12 protein-coding genes and 1 pseudogene are annotated in these 15,901 nt (G+C 63.0%); 10 read left to right on the top strand and 3 right to left on the bottom strand.

Annotation, left to right across the window (positions count from 1 at the left end; all coding sequences use genetic code 11):
- Positions 1 to 7 precede the first annotated feature (7 nt).
- Positions 8 to 1,165, top strand: coding sequence for an ABC transporter substrate-binding protein (locus HNE04_RS04995; RefSeq protein WP_172217300.1), 1,158 nt, complete (start codon positions 8 to 10; stop codon positions 1,163 to 1,165).
- Positions 1,166 to 1,193: 28 nt separating this feature from the next.
- On the opposite strand, the gene HNE04_RS04990 is transcribed toward HNE04_RS04995, so the two are convergent.
- Positions 1,194 to 1,787 carry a TetR/AcrR family transcriptional regulator gene (locus HNE04_RS04990; protein WP_172217298.1) on the bottom strand — a complete coding sequence of 198 codons (594 nt, stop codon included), beginning with the start codon at positions 1,785 to 1,787 and terminating at the stop codon, positions 1,194 to 1,196.
- Positions 1,788 to 1,886: 99 nt separating this feature from the next.
- On the opposite strand from HNE04_RS04990, the gene HNE04_RS04985 reads away from it, so the two are divergent.
- The 5 genes from HNE04_RS04985 to HNE04_RS04965 are packed head-to-tail and all read left to right on the top strand — an operon-like array spanning position 1,887 to position 6,277.
- On the top strand, positions 1,887 to 3,047 hold the full coding sequence (locus tag HNE04_RS04985; RefSeq protein WP_172217412.1) for an acyl-CoA dehydrogenase family protein: 1,161 nt from the start codon (positions 1,887 to 1,889) through the stop codon (positions 3,045 to 3,047).
- Positions 3,048 to 3,062: 15 nt separating this feature from the next.
- On the top strand, positions 3,063 to 3,749 hold the full coding sequence (locus HNE04_RS04980) for a transglutaminase-like domain-containing protein (RefSeq protein ID WP_172217297.1): 687 nt from the start codon (positions 3,063 to 3,065) through the stop codon (positions 3,747 to 3,749).
- Position 3,750: 1 nt separating this feature from the next.
- A complete protein-coding gene (locus tag HNE04_RS04975) occupies positions 3,751 to 4,914 on the top strand; it encodes a CaiB/BaiF CoA transferase family protein (protein WP_172217295.1) in 1,164 nt (387 codons plus the stop codon).
- Entirely contained in the window at positions 4,911 to 5,465 is a 555-nt protein-coding gene (locus HNE04_RS04970; protein WP_172217293.1) for a DUF2889 domain-containing protein, read from the top strand. Before HNE04_RS04975 ends, HNE04_RS04970 begins: the two co-directional genes overlap by 4 nt.
- Entirely contained in the window at positions 5,462 to 6,277 is an 816-nt protein-coding gene (locus HNE04_RS04965; protein WP_172217291.1) for an enoyl-CoA hydratase-related protein, read from the top strand. Before HNE04_RS04970 ends, HNE04_RS04965 begins: the two co-directional genes overlap by 4 nt.
- 1,094 nt (positions 6,278 to 7,371) lie before the next feature.
- On the opposite strand, the pseudogene HNE04_RS27950 reads toward HNE04_RS04965, so the two are convergent.
- Both HNE04_RS27950 and acuI read right to left on the bottom strand, forming a co-directional pair.
- Positions 7,372 to 7,581, bottom strand: a pseudogene (locus tag HNE04_RS27950) (nitronate monooxygenase); the annotation flags it as partial.
- A gap of 33 nt (positions 7,582 to 7,614) precedes the next feature.
- The gene (gene acuI, locus HNE04_RS04960; RefSeq protein WP_172217289.1) at positions 7,615 to 8,601 is read right to left on the bottom strand and encodes an acrylyl-CoA reductase (NADPH); all 987 of its coding nucleotides are present in this window, start codon (positions 8,599 to 8,601) and stop codon (positions 7,615 to 7,617) included.
- A gap of 231 nt (positions 8,602 to 8,832) precedes the next feature.
- Here acuI and HNE04_RS04955 point away from each other — a divergent pair, with 231 nt between their 5' ends.
- From HNE04_RS04955 to HNE04_RS04940, 4 genes are read left to right on the top strand one after another with little or no spacing between them, the layout of a single operon-like run.
- The gene (locus tag HNE04_RS04955) at positions 8,833 to 10,695 is read left to right on the top strand and encodes an AMP-dependent synthetase/ligase (protein WP_207717444.1); all 1,863 of its coding nucleotides are present in this window, start codon (positions 8,833 to 8,835) and stop codon (positions 10,693 to 10,695) included.
- 27 nt (positions 10,696 to 10,722) lie between these two features.
- The gene (locus HNE04_RS04950; protein ID WP_235964780.1) at positions 10,723 to 12,495 is read left to right on the top strand and encodes an acyl-CoA dehydrogenase; all 1,773 of its coding nucleotides are present in this window, start codon (positions 10,723 to 10,725) and stop codon (positions 12,493 to 12,495) included.
- 49 nt (positions 12,496 to 12,544) lie between these two features.
- On the top strand, positions 12,545 to 14,653 hold the full coding sequence (locus tag HNE04_RS04945) for a 3-hydroxyacyl-CoA dehydrogenase NAD-binding domain-containing protein (RefSeq protein WP_172217287.1): 2,109 nt from the start codon (positions 12,545 to 12,547) through the stop codon (positions 14,651 to 14,653).
- A gap of 22 nt (positions 14,654 to 14,675) precedes the next feature.
- Entirely contained in the window at positions 14,676 to 15,851 is a 1,176-nt protein-coding gene (locus HNE04_RS04940) for an acetyl-CoA C-acyltransferase (RefSeq protein ID WP_172217285.1), read from the top strand.
- The last annotated feature ends 50 nt before the right edge of the window (positions 15,852 to 15,901 follow it).

Below are 15,901 nucleotides of genomic sequence, written 5' to 3'. Positions count from 1 at the left end.
AGCAAGCATGAACAGGAAACTCTCGACGCTCGCCGCCTTCGGCCTCCTGGCCGCAGGCGCGATGTTCCCCGCCCACGCCCAGCAGGGCGTTACTGATACGGAGATCGTCGTCGGCGATATCCTGCCGCTGACGGGGCCACCGGCGCTGCTTGGGGTCGCGCACAACCTGGGCGTGAAAGCGGCCGTGGCTGAGGTGAATGCGGCAGGCGGCATCAACGGCCGTAAGGTGCGTCTAGTTTCCGAGGATGACGGCTATGTCCCCACCCGAACCGTGCAAGGCGTGCGCAAACTGATCAACAGTGACAAGATTTTCGCGTTCACGTCGATCTCGGGAACGGCCCAGTCAGAGGTGGCCATGCCGCTGTTGAAACAGACCGGTATCCCGGCCATGGCGCCGATCACGACTCACGAAGGCTTGTACAAACCGGTCATCAAGAACGTTTTCGCTGTCGGATTTGACATGAGCAACGCGGTGGAAGAGCTCGTGTCGATGATGGCCGAACGCTATCCCGGCAAGAAATGGGCGCTCATCTCCCAGGACGACGACTACGGCGAAAACGTGCGCGCGGGTTTTGAGCGCGCGGCCAAGGGCAAGAAGCTGCAAGTCGTTTCCACGCAGATCTACAAGAAGGGCCAATCGGATTTCTCCTCCGAGATCCTGAAGGTGAAGCAGGCAGGGGCCGAGGCTCTGATGGCCGGCGGCGTTCTGGGCGAAAACGTTGCCATGACCAAGGAGCTGGAGCGTATGGGGCACAAGATTCCGGTCGGCGTGACCTATGTGTCACGCGTGCCCGCGAGCGCCAAGCTCATGGGCTCGGCCGGCGAGCAAGTCTATACAGTCGACTACGTCTATCTGGAAAACTCGCCGCAAGGCAAGTCCTTCAGCGAGAAGCTGGCCAAGTTCCTGTCCGCCGAGGAACTGCCCAAGGTCAATCGCTACACCTATACGGGATATGCGTCCACGCGGGCGCTGTTCGATGCCATGGGCCGGTGCGGCAAGGCATTGACCTGGGATTGCACCAACGCGGAACTCGCCAAGGTGCAGGGCCTCGAGACGGGCGTGATGACGCCGATTTCGTTCACGCCGTCCAATCACCTGGCTGCGCCCAAGCTGTTCCTCCTCAAGGCCGACCCGGCAGCGGCCACGTACAAGTTCGTGCAATAAGCGCGAGCGGCGGGGCTTGCCCCGCCGCTCAGGCCTTTTCGGCCATGAATCCCTTGAGGAATAGCCGCGCCATCCGCTCGCACAATTCCTGGGGCTTCATGGGCCCGCTGGGCTTGTACCAGAAGTCGGCCCAGTTCATCATGCCGAGCAGCATCAGCGTGTACGGCTTGTACACCTCATCGGGCAGACCCGGATTCAGCTCGCGAAGCAAGTTCGCGACGAGGTCGGTCACCCGCCTTTGCAGTTCAAGCAGTGGAGTCTGCTTCGGCTTTGGAAGGTACTTCACGTCCTGCATCGCAATCGTGTGGCGGCGTCTGGACTGCGCGGACTTCTGCGTGTAGACCAGCACGAGCGCGAACAGCCGGTCGCGCGGCGTGCCCGGCGCCCCTATCGCCTCCTCAAGGACCGCGATCACGCGCTGCAGGTGCTCCTGCAGCATCGCGAACAGCAGGTCGTCCTTGGTCGGGAAATAGTGGTACAGCATCGACTTGGTCGCGCCGCACGCCTTCGCCACGCTCTCCATCTTGGCCGAGGGGTAGCCTTCCTTGGCGAACAGCGCGGCCGCGCTGTCCATGATGGCCAGGCTCTTGGCTTCGTAGTCGTCCGAACGTACTCGGGGCATTGCAATCCTCCAATGCGTGCAGTGTAGCAAGCGGGCTTGCGCGGACCGTCCCGGCGGTCTAAAATAAGCCGACGCGACGGACTATTAATAGAGGCAATGATGACCGAATTCGAGTTTCAGGAACCCGCTTTTCTCAGCGAGGATCTTCGCATGGTGCGCGAGCAGGTGCGCCGCTTCGTGGACGAGAAGATCGTGCCCCATGCCGACGCGTGGGAGGCCTCTGGCGAGATTCCGCGCTCCGTGTTCCGGGAGCTGGGGGCGCTGGGGTTCCTGGGCATGCGGCATCCGGAAGCCTACGGCGGCGGCGGCATGGGGGCGCTGGCCTCCGTGGTGCTGGGCGAGGAGCTGGCGCGGTCCACCTTTGGGGGCGTGGCTTCGGCGCTCACGGTACATAGCGACATGTCCATCGGCCACATCGCGCACCGCGGCACGCACGAACAAAAACTCAAATACCTGCCCGCCGCCTGCGCGGGCGAAAAGATCGGCGCCGTGTGTGTGACCGAGCCGCACGCCGGCTCGGACGTCGCGGGCCTTAAGACTCGGGCGGTGCAAACGCGCGAGGGCTGGGTCATCAATGGGTCCAAGACCTTTATCACGAACGGTGTGTACGGCGACATCTACATTGTGGCCGCGCGCACCGACCCCGAGGCCAAGGGCAGCCGTGGCATCTCGCTCTTCATTGTCGAAAAAGGCAACCCCGGGCTCAAGATCGCCCGCAAGTTCGAGAAGCACGGCTGGCGCTCGTCAGACACGGCCGAGCTCTTCTTCGACGACTGCATCGTGCCGCACGATGCGCTGCTAGGGGAGGAGGGCAGGGGCTTTTACTACATCATGAGCACGTTCCAGAACGAGCGCCTCGTGATCGGTGCCTTGGTGTCGGGCGCGAGCGCCAAGGCGATCGAGCTCACAGTGGACTACGTGCGCAACCGTCAGGCCTTTGGCAAGCCGCTGTGGGACCAGCAGGTGGTGCGTAACAAACTCGCCTGGATCGCCGCCAAGGCGGCGGCCGTGCGCGCGCTGACCTACCAGTGCGCGCTCATGATCGACGAGGGCAAGGACACCGTGCGCGAGGTGTCGATGCTCAAGGCCTTTGGCGCCGAGACGCTCCAGGAGGTGGTGCACACCTGCCTGCAGTTGCATGGCGGTACCGGCTACATCATCGGCACGGCGGTCGAGCGTATGGCGCGCGACTCGCGCGTTCTAACCATCGGTGGCGGCGCCACCGAAGTGATGCTGGAAGAGGTCGCCAAGCGCATGTGAGCGCGCGGCCCAAGCATGACCCGCAACGAATTCACGCCCTACGGCTGGCCCGAGCCGGGCCCGCAATACCTGGCGCCCACGCCGTTCCTCGACTTCGGGGATGAAGCGGTGGTGCGCTTCACCGATGCCGTCGTGGCAGGCCTGCACGGCCAGCGGGAGCGCGCCGTCGCGCTTTTTTACGCCGTGCGCGACGGCATCCGCTACGACCCATACCACATGCGGCCGGGGCCGGAGACCTACCGGGCAAGCACCGTCCTGCGCGAGGGCCGGGCCTTCTGCATTCCCAAGGCAGTGCTGCTGACCGCGGCTGCGCGCCGAGCGGGCATCGCCAGCGCGATCGGCTTGTCCGACGTGGTGAACCACCTAAGCACCCCGAAATTGAAGCAGATGATGGGCGGGCGCGAGGTGTTCATGCACCACGGATGGGTTGGGCTGCACATCGACGGCCAGTGGGTCAAGGCCGTGCCGGCCTTCAACACCGAGTTGTGCGCCCTGATGCGCGTGCCACCCACGGAGTTCGATGGCACACAAGATGCCGTGTTGCAAGCGTTCACGGAAGACGGCACCCGTCAGATGAGCTACCTGAAGGATCATGGTCTATGGGCGGACGTACCGTTCCACCGCATCGATGAAGAACTCCGCGGCTATTACCCGCCCACGCTGTGGACTGGCAAGGTGCACGGCGAATTCGGAAAGGAATGACATGCCAGGACCATTGACTCATCTCACCGTCATCGAACTCGCCGGCATAGGGCCGGGGCCATTCGCATGCATGCTGCTGGCCGATCTGGGCGCGAAGGTGATCCGCATCGACCGGCCGCCCGTGACCAGTCGCGGCGGCCTGGACGATCTGATGCGCAACGACAGCGTGGTGGACCGCGGCCGCCGGTCTCTGTCGCTCAACATGAAAGATCCGCAGGCGCTGGAGGCAGTCTTGAAACTCGTCGAGCGGGCCGACATTCTGATCGAGGGCTTCAGGCCGGGCGTCGCTGAGAAGCTGGGCCTGAGTCCGGCGGCATGCCATGGGCGTAACCCGAAGCTCGTCTATGGCCGCATGACCGGCTGGGGCCAGACGGGGCCGCTGGCACAAACGGCGGGACACGACATTAACTACGTGGCGCTGTCGGGCGCGCTGCACGCCATCGGGTCCAAGGGGCAGCCGCTGCCGCCGCTGAACCTGGTCGGCGACTATGGGGGCGGCGGCATGCTGTTGGCAATGGGCGTGCTGGCGGCGGTGACGCAGGCCCATCACTCGGGGCAGGGGCAGGTGGTGGATGCTGCGATGACCGACGGCGCTGCGTTGCTGATGGCGGCGCAGTTTGGGCTCATGGCCAAGGGGTTCTGGCGAGACGAGCGCGAAGCCAATTTTCTCGATGGCGCCGCACACTTTTACGGCACCTACGAATGCGCCGACGGCAAACACGTGGCGCTGGGTGCGATCGAGCCGCAGTTCTATCGCGAGCTGCTCCAGCGCTGCGGCATCGAGGACCCGCACTTCCAAAAACAGTGGGATGCCGCGGAATGGCCGGCGCTGCGCACGAAGCTGGCCGACCTGTTCCGCACCCGTAGGCGCGCCCAGTGGTGCGAGCTGCTCGAAGGCAGCGACGCCTGCTTCGCCCCTGTACTGTCCATGCGCGAGGCGGCAGCCCATCCGCACAACGCAGCGCGCGGCACGTTCGTGGACGACGGTGGCGTGGTGCAGCCCGCGCCCGCGCCGCGCTTCGACCGCACACCCGCCGTACTGCCGCCCAAGGCGCCCCGCACCGGCGAGCACACACGTGAACTGCTGGCGCTTGCCGGGCTGGACGCGGCGGGAATCGACGCGCTGGTGGCCGGTGGCGTGGCTTTCGAGGTCGCATTGTCATGAGCATGGCCGCGCCTGCCGCGCCCCGACGGCCTATCCACCTGCGCCGCGTCCACTGCGAGGCCTTCGAGCGCGATGACGGGCTGATCGACATCGAGGGTCTCCTCATTGACACCAAGCCGAATCCTTTGCGCCTGGTGACGAAGGAGGTGCCCGCGCAGACGCCGATCCACCAGATGCGCCTACGCCTTACCATTGATCGGGACCGGCAGATCGTCGATGCGCAGGCGTCCAGCGAGGCCACACCATACGCCGATTGCGCCGGCGTCGAATCCGCCTATCGCCGCCTGATCGGCCTGCGTATCGAGCCCGGCTTCACGCGCGAGGTGAAGCGTCTTTTCCGCGGCCCCCTGGGTTGCACCCATATGACCGAGTTGCTGGCGCCGATGGCGAGCACGGCGTTCCAGGTGCTGTGGGCAGACAGCAAGTTCGACTCGACCGGCGGCGCAGCCGGTGCGCGCCGGACCTCTCCGATCGGCGGCTGCCACGCGCTGCGGCTGGACGGCCAGATCGTGCGCACCTACTTTTCGCAGCACCAGGAGCCCGCACAATGACAGAACCGAGCGTTCTCTACGAGGCCAACGGCGGCGTAGCCACGATCACCCTCAACGAGGCATCGCGCATGAATCCGTTATCCGACGCGATTCAGCGCGGCTTGCTGGACGGCCTGCAGCGTGTGCGCGAGGACACATCCATTCGTGCGCTGCTGGTCACCGCGCGTGGCAAGGGTTTCTGCGTTGGTGCCGATTTGGCCGATTTTGCGGCGCGTGCGCGCGATATGCCGTCCGGCGACAGCCTCGGTCGCTTCGTGGGCCGCATGATGGAGGAGACTGGGAACCCCATCGTGGCCGGTCTGCGCAGCCTCCCTGTGCCTGTGGTGTGCGCGGTCAACGGCGCTGCGGCCGGCGGCGGCGTGGGCCTGGCGCTAGCGGGCGACCTCGTCGTCGCTGCGCGCTCCGCGTACTTCTACCTGCCGTTTGTTCCCGCGCTGGGCATCGTCCCTGATCTGGGCGCCAGCTGGGCGTTGCCGCGCGCCATAGGCCGTGCCCGTGCCCTAGGTCTGGCGCTCACCGGTGACCGCTTGCTCGCCGAGAAAGCAGCCGATTGGGGGCTCATCTGGGCGTGCGTGGATGACGGCCAATTGCAAGCCGAAGGGCTGAAGCTTGCTCGGCAGCTCGCGGACCTGCCGGCGCACGCGATCGCCGAGGCGCGCGCGCTGTTCGCCGCGTCGGCGACTAACACGTTCGACCAACAGATTGCGTTCGAGCGTGGGCGGCAGGAGCACCTGGTCGACGGCGAGAGCTTCACGGAGGGCATGAAGGCCTTCGCCGACCGGCGTAGGCCGTCGTTCCGCGGACGCACCTAGGGGCTGCTACGCCGGACTCGATGCGCTGGTAACTGATGAAGATAAAGCGGTTGAGGCTTCGGCCAAGCGCAAAAACATAGCTGATTGAACAGCTTGAATAGTCCGTCCCGTCGGACTATTATTCGACGAAGCCGCTGGAATGTGAACACTGCCGTCGCTGCGGCCTCTCCTCCCCAAGCTCGACAGTTTGGGCCGGCAGGAAGTCCCTTGATAGGAGCCGGAAAATGTTTTTACGCCAATGCTTGCAAGAGGTTCGCATTCGACGCGGCGAATTCGACCTATTCTTTGGGGGTGATGGCCGACGTGTCGGGACCGACAGGGGCGATACCCGAGACGGCTCGCGCGAGGTCGGCGCGGAACTAGCGCTTTCTCGCGCTGAGCTCCTCGTAGCGACAAGCGAGAAGTCGCGCGGGCTAAGGCTGAACATACATGGTGAGCCAAGCCGGGGTGATGCGCAGCGGAAGTCCGAAGCGGTTCTGTCGGTCGCATTGTTGAGACGCTGGGACGCTACTTACGCCAGCCGCGTGGGTCATCCCTAACCCTACTGACAAACCGAAATTTAGCGGCCGCAGACTTCGGGGACTTTGGGGGACTCGCTTCCGGAAAACATGCGAAAACAGTCCAATTCAGAATGCTTTGCCACATGACTCCCTTAGCAAAATCAACGACTTAAGAAAAGCGAGCAAGCTACGAACCAAGGGGTCGTGGGTTCGAATCCTGCCAGCCGCACCAATAAAATCAAGGACTTACGTCAGAAATGGCGTGAGTCCTTCTTCTTTGCTGCGGGACTTTTGCGGGACTCAGCTCCGTGATCACCGCTGCCCCCCGCCCGAATTTGCCTTACGCAGGGCATTTTCCGCCTTCAAAGTCTGCAGGCTCTTGTTCCAGCCATTGCTCGGCTGAGGATGCGCCGGACCGCTGCGAGACTCAGGTTGATTGTCTTGTGGGATGCCCCGGCCTTCAGTCGAGCTTGCACAAAAGGCTCGAGCGTCCCGGAGTGCACCTGTTCGAGCTCCAGCTCCCCGATAAAGGCATTACCCATGTTGACTCCGTCCGCACCCAGCGCGAGTGCAGCCACAAGGCTTCGACCGTCGGCCAAAAGGCCGATCCGTGGCATCTCTGCAGCGCGCGATCTCCCGGGTCAGCAACTCAGGTGTCTTCTGGGTCGGGCCCCTGAGGATGCCGAGGGCCGCCAGCATTGGAGACCGCCGATCAGGTGCGAGTTCGGCGAAACCGACGTAGTGCATCCCTCCCTGGATGATGGGGTGCCGAATGCCGAATAGCTCAGTAATTCGCGGCTTCAACGTTTTCTCCTCGCGTTCGTGTCCCGAACCAGTTCAGGCGTTGACGTCCACGACGATCCGACCCTGAACCTGACCTTGAAGAATCCGTGCCGCGATGCTCGGCACCTCTGCGAGAGCCGCCAGCGCTGACGTTCGCCGCAACTTTGACAAGTCCAGATCCCGGGCCAAGCGAGACCATGCAAGAGCACGAACATCTGCGGGGGCGTTGACTGAATCGATGCCCGCAAGGGTGACGTTGCGAAGAATGAACGGCAGCACGGAGCCGGTCAGGTCAACACCTTGTGCCATGCCGCACGCCGTTACCACGCCGCGATACTTCGTCTGGGCCAAGACGTTCACCAGGGTATGGCTGCCGATTGAGTCGACTGCGGCGGCCCAGCGTTCCTTTGCGATCGGACTTCCGGGTTCCGACAACGTCCGCCGGTCGATGACGTCTGCGGCGCCCAACTCGCGGAGATAGTCTCCCTCCGTCGGACGCCCCGTCGACGCGATCACGCGGTAGCCGAGCTTCGACAGGACGGAGATTGCTATCGAGCCGACGCCGCCGTTCGCCCCGGTCACCAGCACATCACCTGTCTCGGGAGAGATGCCGCCATGCTCGAGGGCCAGGACCGAGAGCATCGCCGTGTAGCCGGCGGTCCCGATCGCCATGGCATCCCTGGTCGAGAAGGCCGCTGGGATCTTGATGACCCAATCCCCCTTGACCCGCGCCTTCTGCGCATAGCCACCATGGTGTGTCTGACTCAGTCCCCATCCATTGACGACCACCTTGTCGCCAACCGCTATGCCCGGGTGCGACGAAGCTTCAACCGTGCCAGCCAAGTCGATGCCAGGAATCAGCGGGGATACGCGAATGACCTCGGATCGGCCGCTGAGGGCCAGCGCGTCCTTGTAGTTGACTGTCGAATAGTCGACTGCAATACAGACTTCGCCGGGCATCAGGTCTGCCTCGTCGAAGTCGACGACTTCCGTCGAAACAGTCTTCCCTGCCTTGGTTGCAAGCAGCGCCTTGAACGTCATTTCATTCTCCTATTAATAGACTATCTAGTCTAGATTGGAATCACGCAACGCGCTTTTTGGGCGCGAAATCGGTGGTCTGATCCCTGAAGGTTGTTTCCGCCAGCAGATACTCACCGGGTATCTACCTAGTCGATTTTGATTGACCATTGTCGCTAGACTGATTAGTCTACGAAGTGAGCGAGCCAATCGGGTCTCAAGCCATAAAGCCTTCATCCTTTGACGAAACAGCGCATGAACAACATCGATGTGTGCATCAGCCCAATGCAGCCAGCCTCGAACGCGCGTGACGGCTTCTGCGCCATCTTCGAGGAGAACGCCTCCCGGCGTGCCAAGGACGCGGCTGTATCGTGGATCGAGGGCGGTGAGATCCATACCCTGAACTGGCAAGGCTATTTCGGCCGCGTCCGCGCGATGGCGGCCGCCTTTTTGACGCTTGGGCTCCAGGCAGCCGACACAGTTGCGATCGCCGCGTCGAACAGGGTGGAGCATCTGGTGGCCGACCTGGCCTCAATTCACTGCCGGGCTGTGACCGTTACTGCATACGCAACGCTTGCCCACCAGCAGCTGGAGCACTTGATCGCGGATTGCAGGCCGCGGATCGTGATCGTCGAGAACGTCTCGGTGCTCCAGAAATTCGTGGCGCTTGACTGGGTACGAGAGCATCGGCCGCGCATCGTGGTCATCGATGAGGCGGGAGCGGCGGAGCTGATGGCCAGCGTTTCCGGCATGTCGTGGGGCGACCTGCTGTCATCCGGGGGACGTGTCCTGGAAGAAATGCGCGAGACGCTGGCTGCTCGGATTAACTCGATCGAGCCAGGTGATGCGGCCACCTACATTTACACGTCGGGCACAACGGGCGTGTCCAAGGGAGTCGTCCTGACGCACGGCGGCCTGCGGGCCGAAGTCGAATCGATGATCCGATGGGGCGGGCTCGACTACGGGTTCAAGTCTGTGAGCTATCTACCGCTGGCGCACGTGGTCGAACGCTTGTGGAGCGTTTATCTCGCGGTGCGGACAAGCGGACATGTGATGTGCTGCCCGGATCCCAATCGGTTGATGGAGATCGTGCGCCTGCACCGGCCGACATTCTTTATGGCCGTGCCACGAGTCTGGGAAAAGCTGCGTACGGCATTCGAGGCGGCGCTAGAGAAGCTTCACGCCCAAGGACGTGGCCCAGAAGTGGAAGCGGCAAGAGAGGCGTTGCGGTTGGAGTTCGAGATGCAGCAGGAAGAGGCCGCCATCCCCGCGCTCGTCCAGATGAATGCATGTCGAGCGCGTGAGGGAATCCTCCGAGATTTGCGTACCGATTTCGGGCTCGACAAGGCCGTGATGCCATCGTGCTCGGCCGCACCCCTCAGGCCAGATGTGACGCAATTCTTCGCCTCGCTCGGCATCTACATTCATCAAGGCTACGGCCTCACGGAAACCGGTGGGCCTGCTGTGGTTGATCGACTCGGAAAGATTCGGATCGGCTCAGTGGGATTGCCGCTTCCGGGAGTGGAAATGACTGTTGCGGCAGATGGAGAGCTGTTGATTCGCTCCGCCGCGAACACGACCGGATACCGCAATCTGCCTGCTGCGACGAGCGAGCTCTACACCGCTGAAGGTTGGCTTCGTACTGGTGACATCGGGCGCATCGACGAGGCGGGCCGTGTGTACATCACCGATCGAAAGAAGGAGCTGATCGTCAATTCCGCAGGGAAAAACATTGCGCCGACGGCGATCGAGAGCCGGATCGCCGGGCGCCAGTTCATATCTCAGGCCATCGCGCACGGGGAAGGCAAGGCGTTCGTCGTCGCGCTCCTGACTGTCGATGCGGACAAGCTGCGGGCCTTTGCATCGGCACAGGGAATCACGGAAAGCCAAGTTGAGCGGCTCATTGTTGACCCGCGGATCGTGGCGGCTGCTCAACTGGTCGTGGACGAGGCCAACGCATCCTTGTCTCGTCCGGAGCAGGTCAAGCAATTCGCTCTTCTCGCGCGTGAATGGCGGGTCGAGGACGGTGAGTTGACGCCCACGTTCAAGCTGAAGCGTCGCGTTGTCCTCGAGCGCCACCGGTTCGAAATCGAGAGCCTCTACAGCGCACCGAAATAAGTCAGTGCCACCCGAAAGAGTCTGAATATGTACAGCGCGCCCCTTGCAGAATTCGAGTTTCTGCTCCGATACGTCGTCAAGGCCGAAGGAGTTCTCGAGTTAGCTGCCCCCGGAGTCGGTCTAGGCGACGTGATGGAAATAGTGCGCCACGCCGGAACGTTCGCAACTGAAGTGCTGGACCCGCTCAACTCGGTGGGCGACGAAATCGGCAATCGGCTCGAAGGTGGCAATGTGTCGACGGCCCCTGGATTCAAGGATGCATTCAAGGCTTACACCGCGGGGGGGTGGATTGGCCTGGCAGTTCCTGAACTAGAAGGCGGGCAAGGTTTGCCGCACTTCGTCCTCAATGCGGTCGACGAGATCTGGAACGCGGCAAACATGGCTTTTGCGCTGTGCCCGGGTCTAACATACGGCGCGATCACCGCGTTGATCGCCGGTGGCAGCCCAGCGCTTCGCGCGGCGTATCTGCCCAACATGATCGCCGGACGCTGGACGGGCACCATGAACCTGACGGAGCCGCAGGCTGGGACAGATCTCAGTTCGATCCGGACGACGGCTGAACTCGCGCCCGATGGCAACTACCGGATTCGCGGACAGAAGATTTTCATCACTTGGGGCGATCACGACCTCAGCGAAAACATCGTCCACCTCGTGCTCGCGCGCCTGCCCGATGCCCCTGCGGGTCTGGCCGGATTGTCGTTGTTCCTGGTCCCCAAATTTCTCGTGCGCGACGACGGCTCGATCGGCGCGCGCAATGACGTGGAATGCGTGTCGATCGAGCGCAAGCTGGGCATCCATGCGAGTCCCACTTGCGTCTTGCAATACGGTGCGAACGAAGGGGCGGTGGGGTATCTCGTGGGAGTCGAGAACAAAGGACTAGCCGGCATGTTCGTGATGATGAACTCTGTCAGGATGGGCGTGGGGGTGCAAGCGCTCGGCGTCGCTGACCGGGCCTATCAGCGAGCGGTTGCCTACGCCGAAGATCGCGTACAAGGTACTGTGATCGGCGCCCCGAAGGGTGCGCCTATCTCGCATCACCCGGACGTGCGTCGCATGCTGCTGTCGATGAAGACCCTCGTCGCTGCGATGCGGTGCCTCTCTTTGCAAGTCGGCGCCTGGCTCGATCTCGCCGGCCACGCCCAGACGGAAGCGGAACGGGTCAAGTACCAGCGCAGAGTCGACTTCCTCGTTCCGATCGTCAAGGGGTGGTTTACCGAGAGCACGCAGCGGATAACGTACGACGCCGTCCAAGTGCACGGCGGCATGGGGTTCATCGAAGAGACAGGCATCGCGCAGCTCTATCGTGACGCCAGAATCCTCACAATTTACGAGGGGACAACGGCCATTCAGGCCAATGATCTGGTCGGCCGAAAGCTCTTCCGTGACGGCGGCGATGTGGCTGAAACAATCTGCGCGGAGATTGATGACGTCGTCGAGGAGCTCCGCTCCAGCCGTAACTCAACTGCCAGAAAGCTGTCTGCCCGTTTGATGACGGCGGTCGCCGCCTTGCGTAGAAGCAGCGCTGCGATCATCGCAAGCATGGGGGCACAACCTCGGAGCGCATACGCAGCTTCGGTCGCCTACCTCGAGCTCTGGGGCGTCGTTGCAGGCGGGTGGATGCACGCGCGCATGCTCCTGGCCGCCGTCGAAGCCCCATTGTCAGCCGATCAGTCGCAGATGCAGTCGAAGGTTTCCGAAGCAGACTTTTACGCCAACCATCACCTGCCGCACGCAATCAGTCTTGCGGACGTGATCGAGGCAAGCGAAGACACAGGCGTCGCGATCCGTTTTCACTTCTGATCCTGTTGATCGCAGGCGATTCCCACATCCACTCCCGAAGGCCTTGAGCATGACTGCCAGCTATCGACGCGACAACGACGTTGCCGTGATCACCATCGAGAATCCACCTGTCAATGGTCTGTCCTATGCGGTCAGGCGGGACATCGCAGCCGGATTGCATAGGGCAGAAGCAGATCCCGAAGTTCGCGCAATTGTGCTGCGCGGGAATGACCGCGGCTTTTCGGGAGGGGCCGACATCAGGGAATTCGGCAGACCGGAAGCGCAGATTCAACCGAACGTCTGGAGCCTGATCGACGCCGTCGAGCGCTCGAAAAAGCCGGTGATTGCGGCCATTCATTCGATATGCATGGGCGGAGGGTTTGAGTTGGCGCTCGGGTGTCACTATCGCGTGGTAGCGCCCGGCTGCGCGGTTGCCTTCCCGGAAATCACCCTCGGGATCCTGCCGGGAGCTGGCGGAACCCAACGACTGCCGCGTGTTCTCGATGTCGAATCTGCGCTGAATCTGATCCTGTCCGGCAAGTCCATTTTGAGCGAAGCGATGTTTACCATCGCCGGGCAGAAAGTGTTCGACCGCCTGACTGGCAGCGCACAGTCGCTCGAAGCCGAGGCCATCGAATTCGCGCGAAGGGTTGCCGATGAACGCGCACCCGGCACCCATCCCCGTATCCGCGATCTCGAATGCAGCTACCCGAACCACGAGGGGTTTTTCCAGTTCGTGCGAAACATGTCGGCACCGGCCAGCAAGAACCTTGTTGCGCCCGCGATGTGCATCGATGCGGTCGAGGCGGCGACCATGCTGCCCTTCGACGCGGGTCTGGCGGTCGAGCGAAAGCTGTTTATGCAATTGCTCGAGACTTCGCAGTTCCGTGCCCTGCGGCACGCGTTCCTGGCCGAACGCACCGCCGCCCGGATTCCAGACATTCCGAGTTCGACGCCCGTGCGCAAGATCGAGCGCGTATCCGTGATCGGTGGCGGGTTGATGGGCAGTGGTATCGCCACCTGCTTTTTGAATGCCGGCATGCCGGTCACTTTGCTGGAGACCGGGCAGGAATCCTTGAGCCGCGCCACGGAAACGATCCGACGCGGCTACGAGTCACAACTCAAGAAGCGTCGCATCAAGCCGGCGGACCTGGACCGGCGAATGAACCTGCTGCGTCCGACCCTGCAATATGACGACCTTGCCGGTTCAGACCTGGTCATTGAAGCCGTCTTCGAGAGCATGCCGGTCAAGGAGGCCGTGTTTCGCAAGCTCGACGCCGTCGTGAAGCGCGGCGCGATCCTCGCCTCCAACACTTCGACGATGGACCTGAATGCAATTGCCGCGTTCACGTCTCGCCCGCAAGACGTCGTCGGGCTCCACTTCTTCAGCCCCGCGCCGGTCATGAAACTGCTCGAGGTTGTGCGCGCAGAGGCCACCGCGCCGGACGTGCTGGCAACGGCCCTGGCGCTGGCACGTCGCATCCGCAAGACGCCGGTCGTCTCGCGGGTTGCCGACGGATTCATCGGCAACCGACTGATAGAGGAATTCGGCCGACAGGCGGGGTTCCTGCTCGAAGAGGGAGCGAGTCCCCAGCAAGTTGATGCAGCCATCGTCTCGTTCGGCATGGCCATGGGTCCGTTCGCCGTTGGAGATCTGGCCGGCAACGACATTGGCTGGGCGATACGTCGACGGCGCGAGATCGATCGCCCTGAAATGGTCTACAGCAAGGTTGGGGATCGTCTTTATGAGATGGGCCGCCATGGTCAAAAGAGCGGCGCCGGCTGGTACGACTACGCGCCGGGCGACCGGACTCCGCGCCCGAGCGCAGCGGTTGCGGCCATGCTGGACGAGCACCGCCGGTCGATCGGCATCGTACCGCGCGAAATCTCCGACACCGAAATTGTGGAGCGCCTGATTTACGCGTTGGTGAATGAAGGTGCGCGAGCAGTCGAAGATGGAACTGCCGCGCGGGCCAGCGACGTCGACATCGTCTACCTAACCGGTTATGGATTTCCAGCCTGGCGTGGCGGCCCCATGCACTACGCCAACGAGGTCGGTCTCTACAACGTCGCAGACGCCATGCGACGTCTGCAGGCCAGCGCGAGAGTGGATCCAGGCTTCTGGCAGCCGGCTCCGCTGCTCGAGCGCCTGATCGCCGAGAACCGCAACTTCGTCTGACAACCCTACAGATGTCCAAATCATGACCAACGCACTCATCGTGTCCACGGCCCGAACACCTCTGGCAAAGAGCTGGAAAGGCGCTTTCAACATGACCCATGGCGCAACCTTGGGCGGTCACGTCGTCAGGGCCGCACTGGAGCGGGCCGGCCTGGACGGGCATGACGTCGAAGACGTGCTGATGGGCACCTCTTGCCCGGAAGGCGCGACTGGCTCCAATATCGCGCGGCAGATCGCGCTGCGGGCGGGCCTGCCCGTGTCGGTGGCCGGCATGACCATCAACAGGTTCTGCTCGTCGGGCTTGCAGACTATCGCCTTGGCTTGCCAGCGAATCGGCATGGGCGAGGGTGACGTCTATGTGGCCGGCGGAGTCGAGAGCATCTCGTGCGTGCAGAACGAGATCAACACGCACATGCTGGTCGATCCCGAGCTCCAACGCATGAAGCCGGAAATCTACTGGAGCATGTTGCAGACGGCCGAAGAGGTGGCGCGGCGCTACGGGATCGGCCGCGATGCGATGGACGAGTACGGCGCGGCAAGCCAGCAGAAGGCCTGCGCCGCACAAGCTGCGGGTCGGTTCGATGCCGAAATTGCGCCGATCACGGTGACTGCCGGCGTCGCGGACCCGGTTCTTGGATTTCGATCGAAGCAGGTGACGAGCAGCCGCGACGAAGGAACGCGCGAAGGCACGACGAAGGAAGGCATCGCCGGCATTCGGTCGGCCCTGCCCGGCGGACTGGTGAGCGCGGGCAACGCGAGCCAGTTTTCCGACGGCGCCGGAGCCTGCGTGGTCGTGAGCGAGGCTTACGCGTCACGTCACAACCTTCAACCGCTGGGCCGGTTTCTGGGCTTTGCGGTGGCCGGCTGCGAGCCCGGCGAAATGGGAATCGGACCCGTCTTCGCCGTGCCAAAGGTTTTGGGCCGCCTGGGCCTGTCGATCGACGACATCGACCTGTGGGAGCTCAACGAAGCGTTCGCCGTGCAGGTGATCTATTGCCGGGACCGGCTCGGGATACCCGCGGACAAGTTGAATGTGGACGGCGGCGCGATCGCGGTGGGTCACCCGTATGGCGTGAGCGGACAAAGACTCACAGGGCACGCGCTGCTGGAAGGCAAGCGGCGCGGGGCAAAGCGTGTGGTCGTCACCATGTGCGTCGGCGGCGGCATGGGCGCGGCCGGCGTGTTCGAAGTCCTCTGAACAGACCGGTTTCAACTCATTCAACAGCGGTGACAACACCAAGGAGCAAA

The organism is Caenimonas soli, from assembly GCF_013155545.1.
Classification (GTDB): Bacteria; Pseudomonadota; Gammaproteobacteria; order Burkholderiales; family Burkholderiaceae_C; genus Ramlibacter; species Ramlibacter soli.
Note: the sequence above shows the minus strand (reverse complement) of the source record. Positions and strands in the feature narration are given on the sequence as shown.

Bases quoted from the DNA above. Each gene is read 5' to 3' on its own strand.
- HNE04_RS04950 (WP_235964780.1), top strand. From the start codon at position 10,723: ATGTACAGCGCGCCCCTTGCAGAATTCGAGTTTCTGCTCCGATACGTC.
- HNE04_RS04970 (WP_172217293.1), top strand. From the start codon at position 4,911: ATGAGCATGGCCGCGCCTGCCGCGCCCCGACGGCCTATCCACCTGCGC.
- HNE04_RS04975 (WP_172217295.1), top strand. From the start codon at position 3,751: ATGCCAGGACCATTGACTCATCTCACCGTCATCGAACTCGCCGGCATA.
- HNE04_RS04985 (WP_172217412.1), top strand. From the start codon at position 1,887: ATGACCGAATTCGAGTTTCAGGAACCCGCTTTTCTCAGCGAGGATCTT.
- HNE04_RS04980 (WP_172217297.1), top strand. From the start codon at position 3,063: ATGACCCGCAACGAATTCACGCCCTACGGCTGGCCCGAGCCGGGCCCG.
- HNE04_RS04995 (WP_172217300.1), top strand. From the start codon at position 8: ATGAACAGGAAACTCTCGACGCTCGCCGCCTTCGGCCTCCTGGCCGCA.
- HNE04_RS04955 (WP_207717444.1), top strand. From the start codon at position 8,833: ATGAACAACATCGATGTGTGCATCAGCCCAATGCAGCCAGCCTCGAAC.
- HNE04_RS04940 (WP_172217285.1), top strand. From the start codon at position 14,676: ATGACCAACGCACTCATCGTGTCCACGGCCCGAACACCTCTGGCAAAG.
- HNE04_RS04945 (WP_172217287.1), top strand. From the start codon at position 12,545: ATGACTGCCAGCTATCGACGCGACAACGACGTTGCCGTGATCACCATC.
- HNE04_RS04990 (WP_172217298.1), bottom strand. From the start codon at position 1,787: ATGCCCCGAGTACGTTCGGACGACTACGAAGCCAAGAGCCTGGCCATC.
- HNE04_RS04965 (WP_172217291.1), top strand. From the start codon at position 5,462: ATGACAGAACCGAGCGTTCTCTACGAGGCCAACGGCGGCGTAGCCACG.
- acuI (WP_172217289.1), bottom strand. From the start codon at position 8,601: ATGACGTTCAAGGCGCTGCTTGCAACCAAGGCAGGGAAGACTGTTTCG.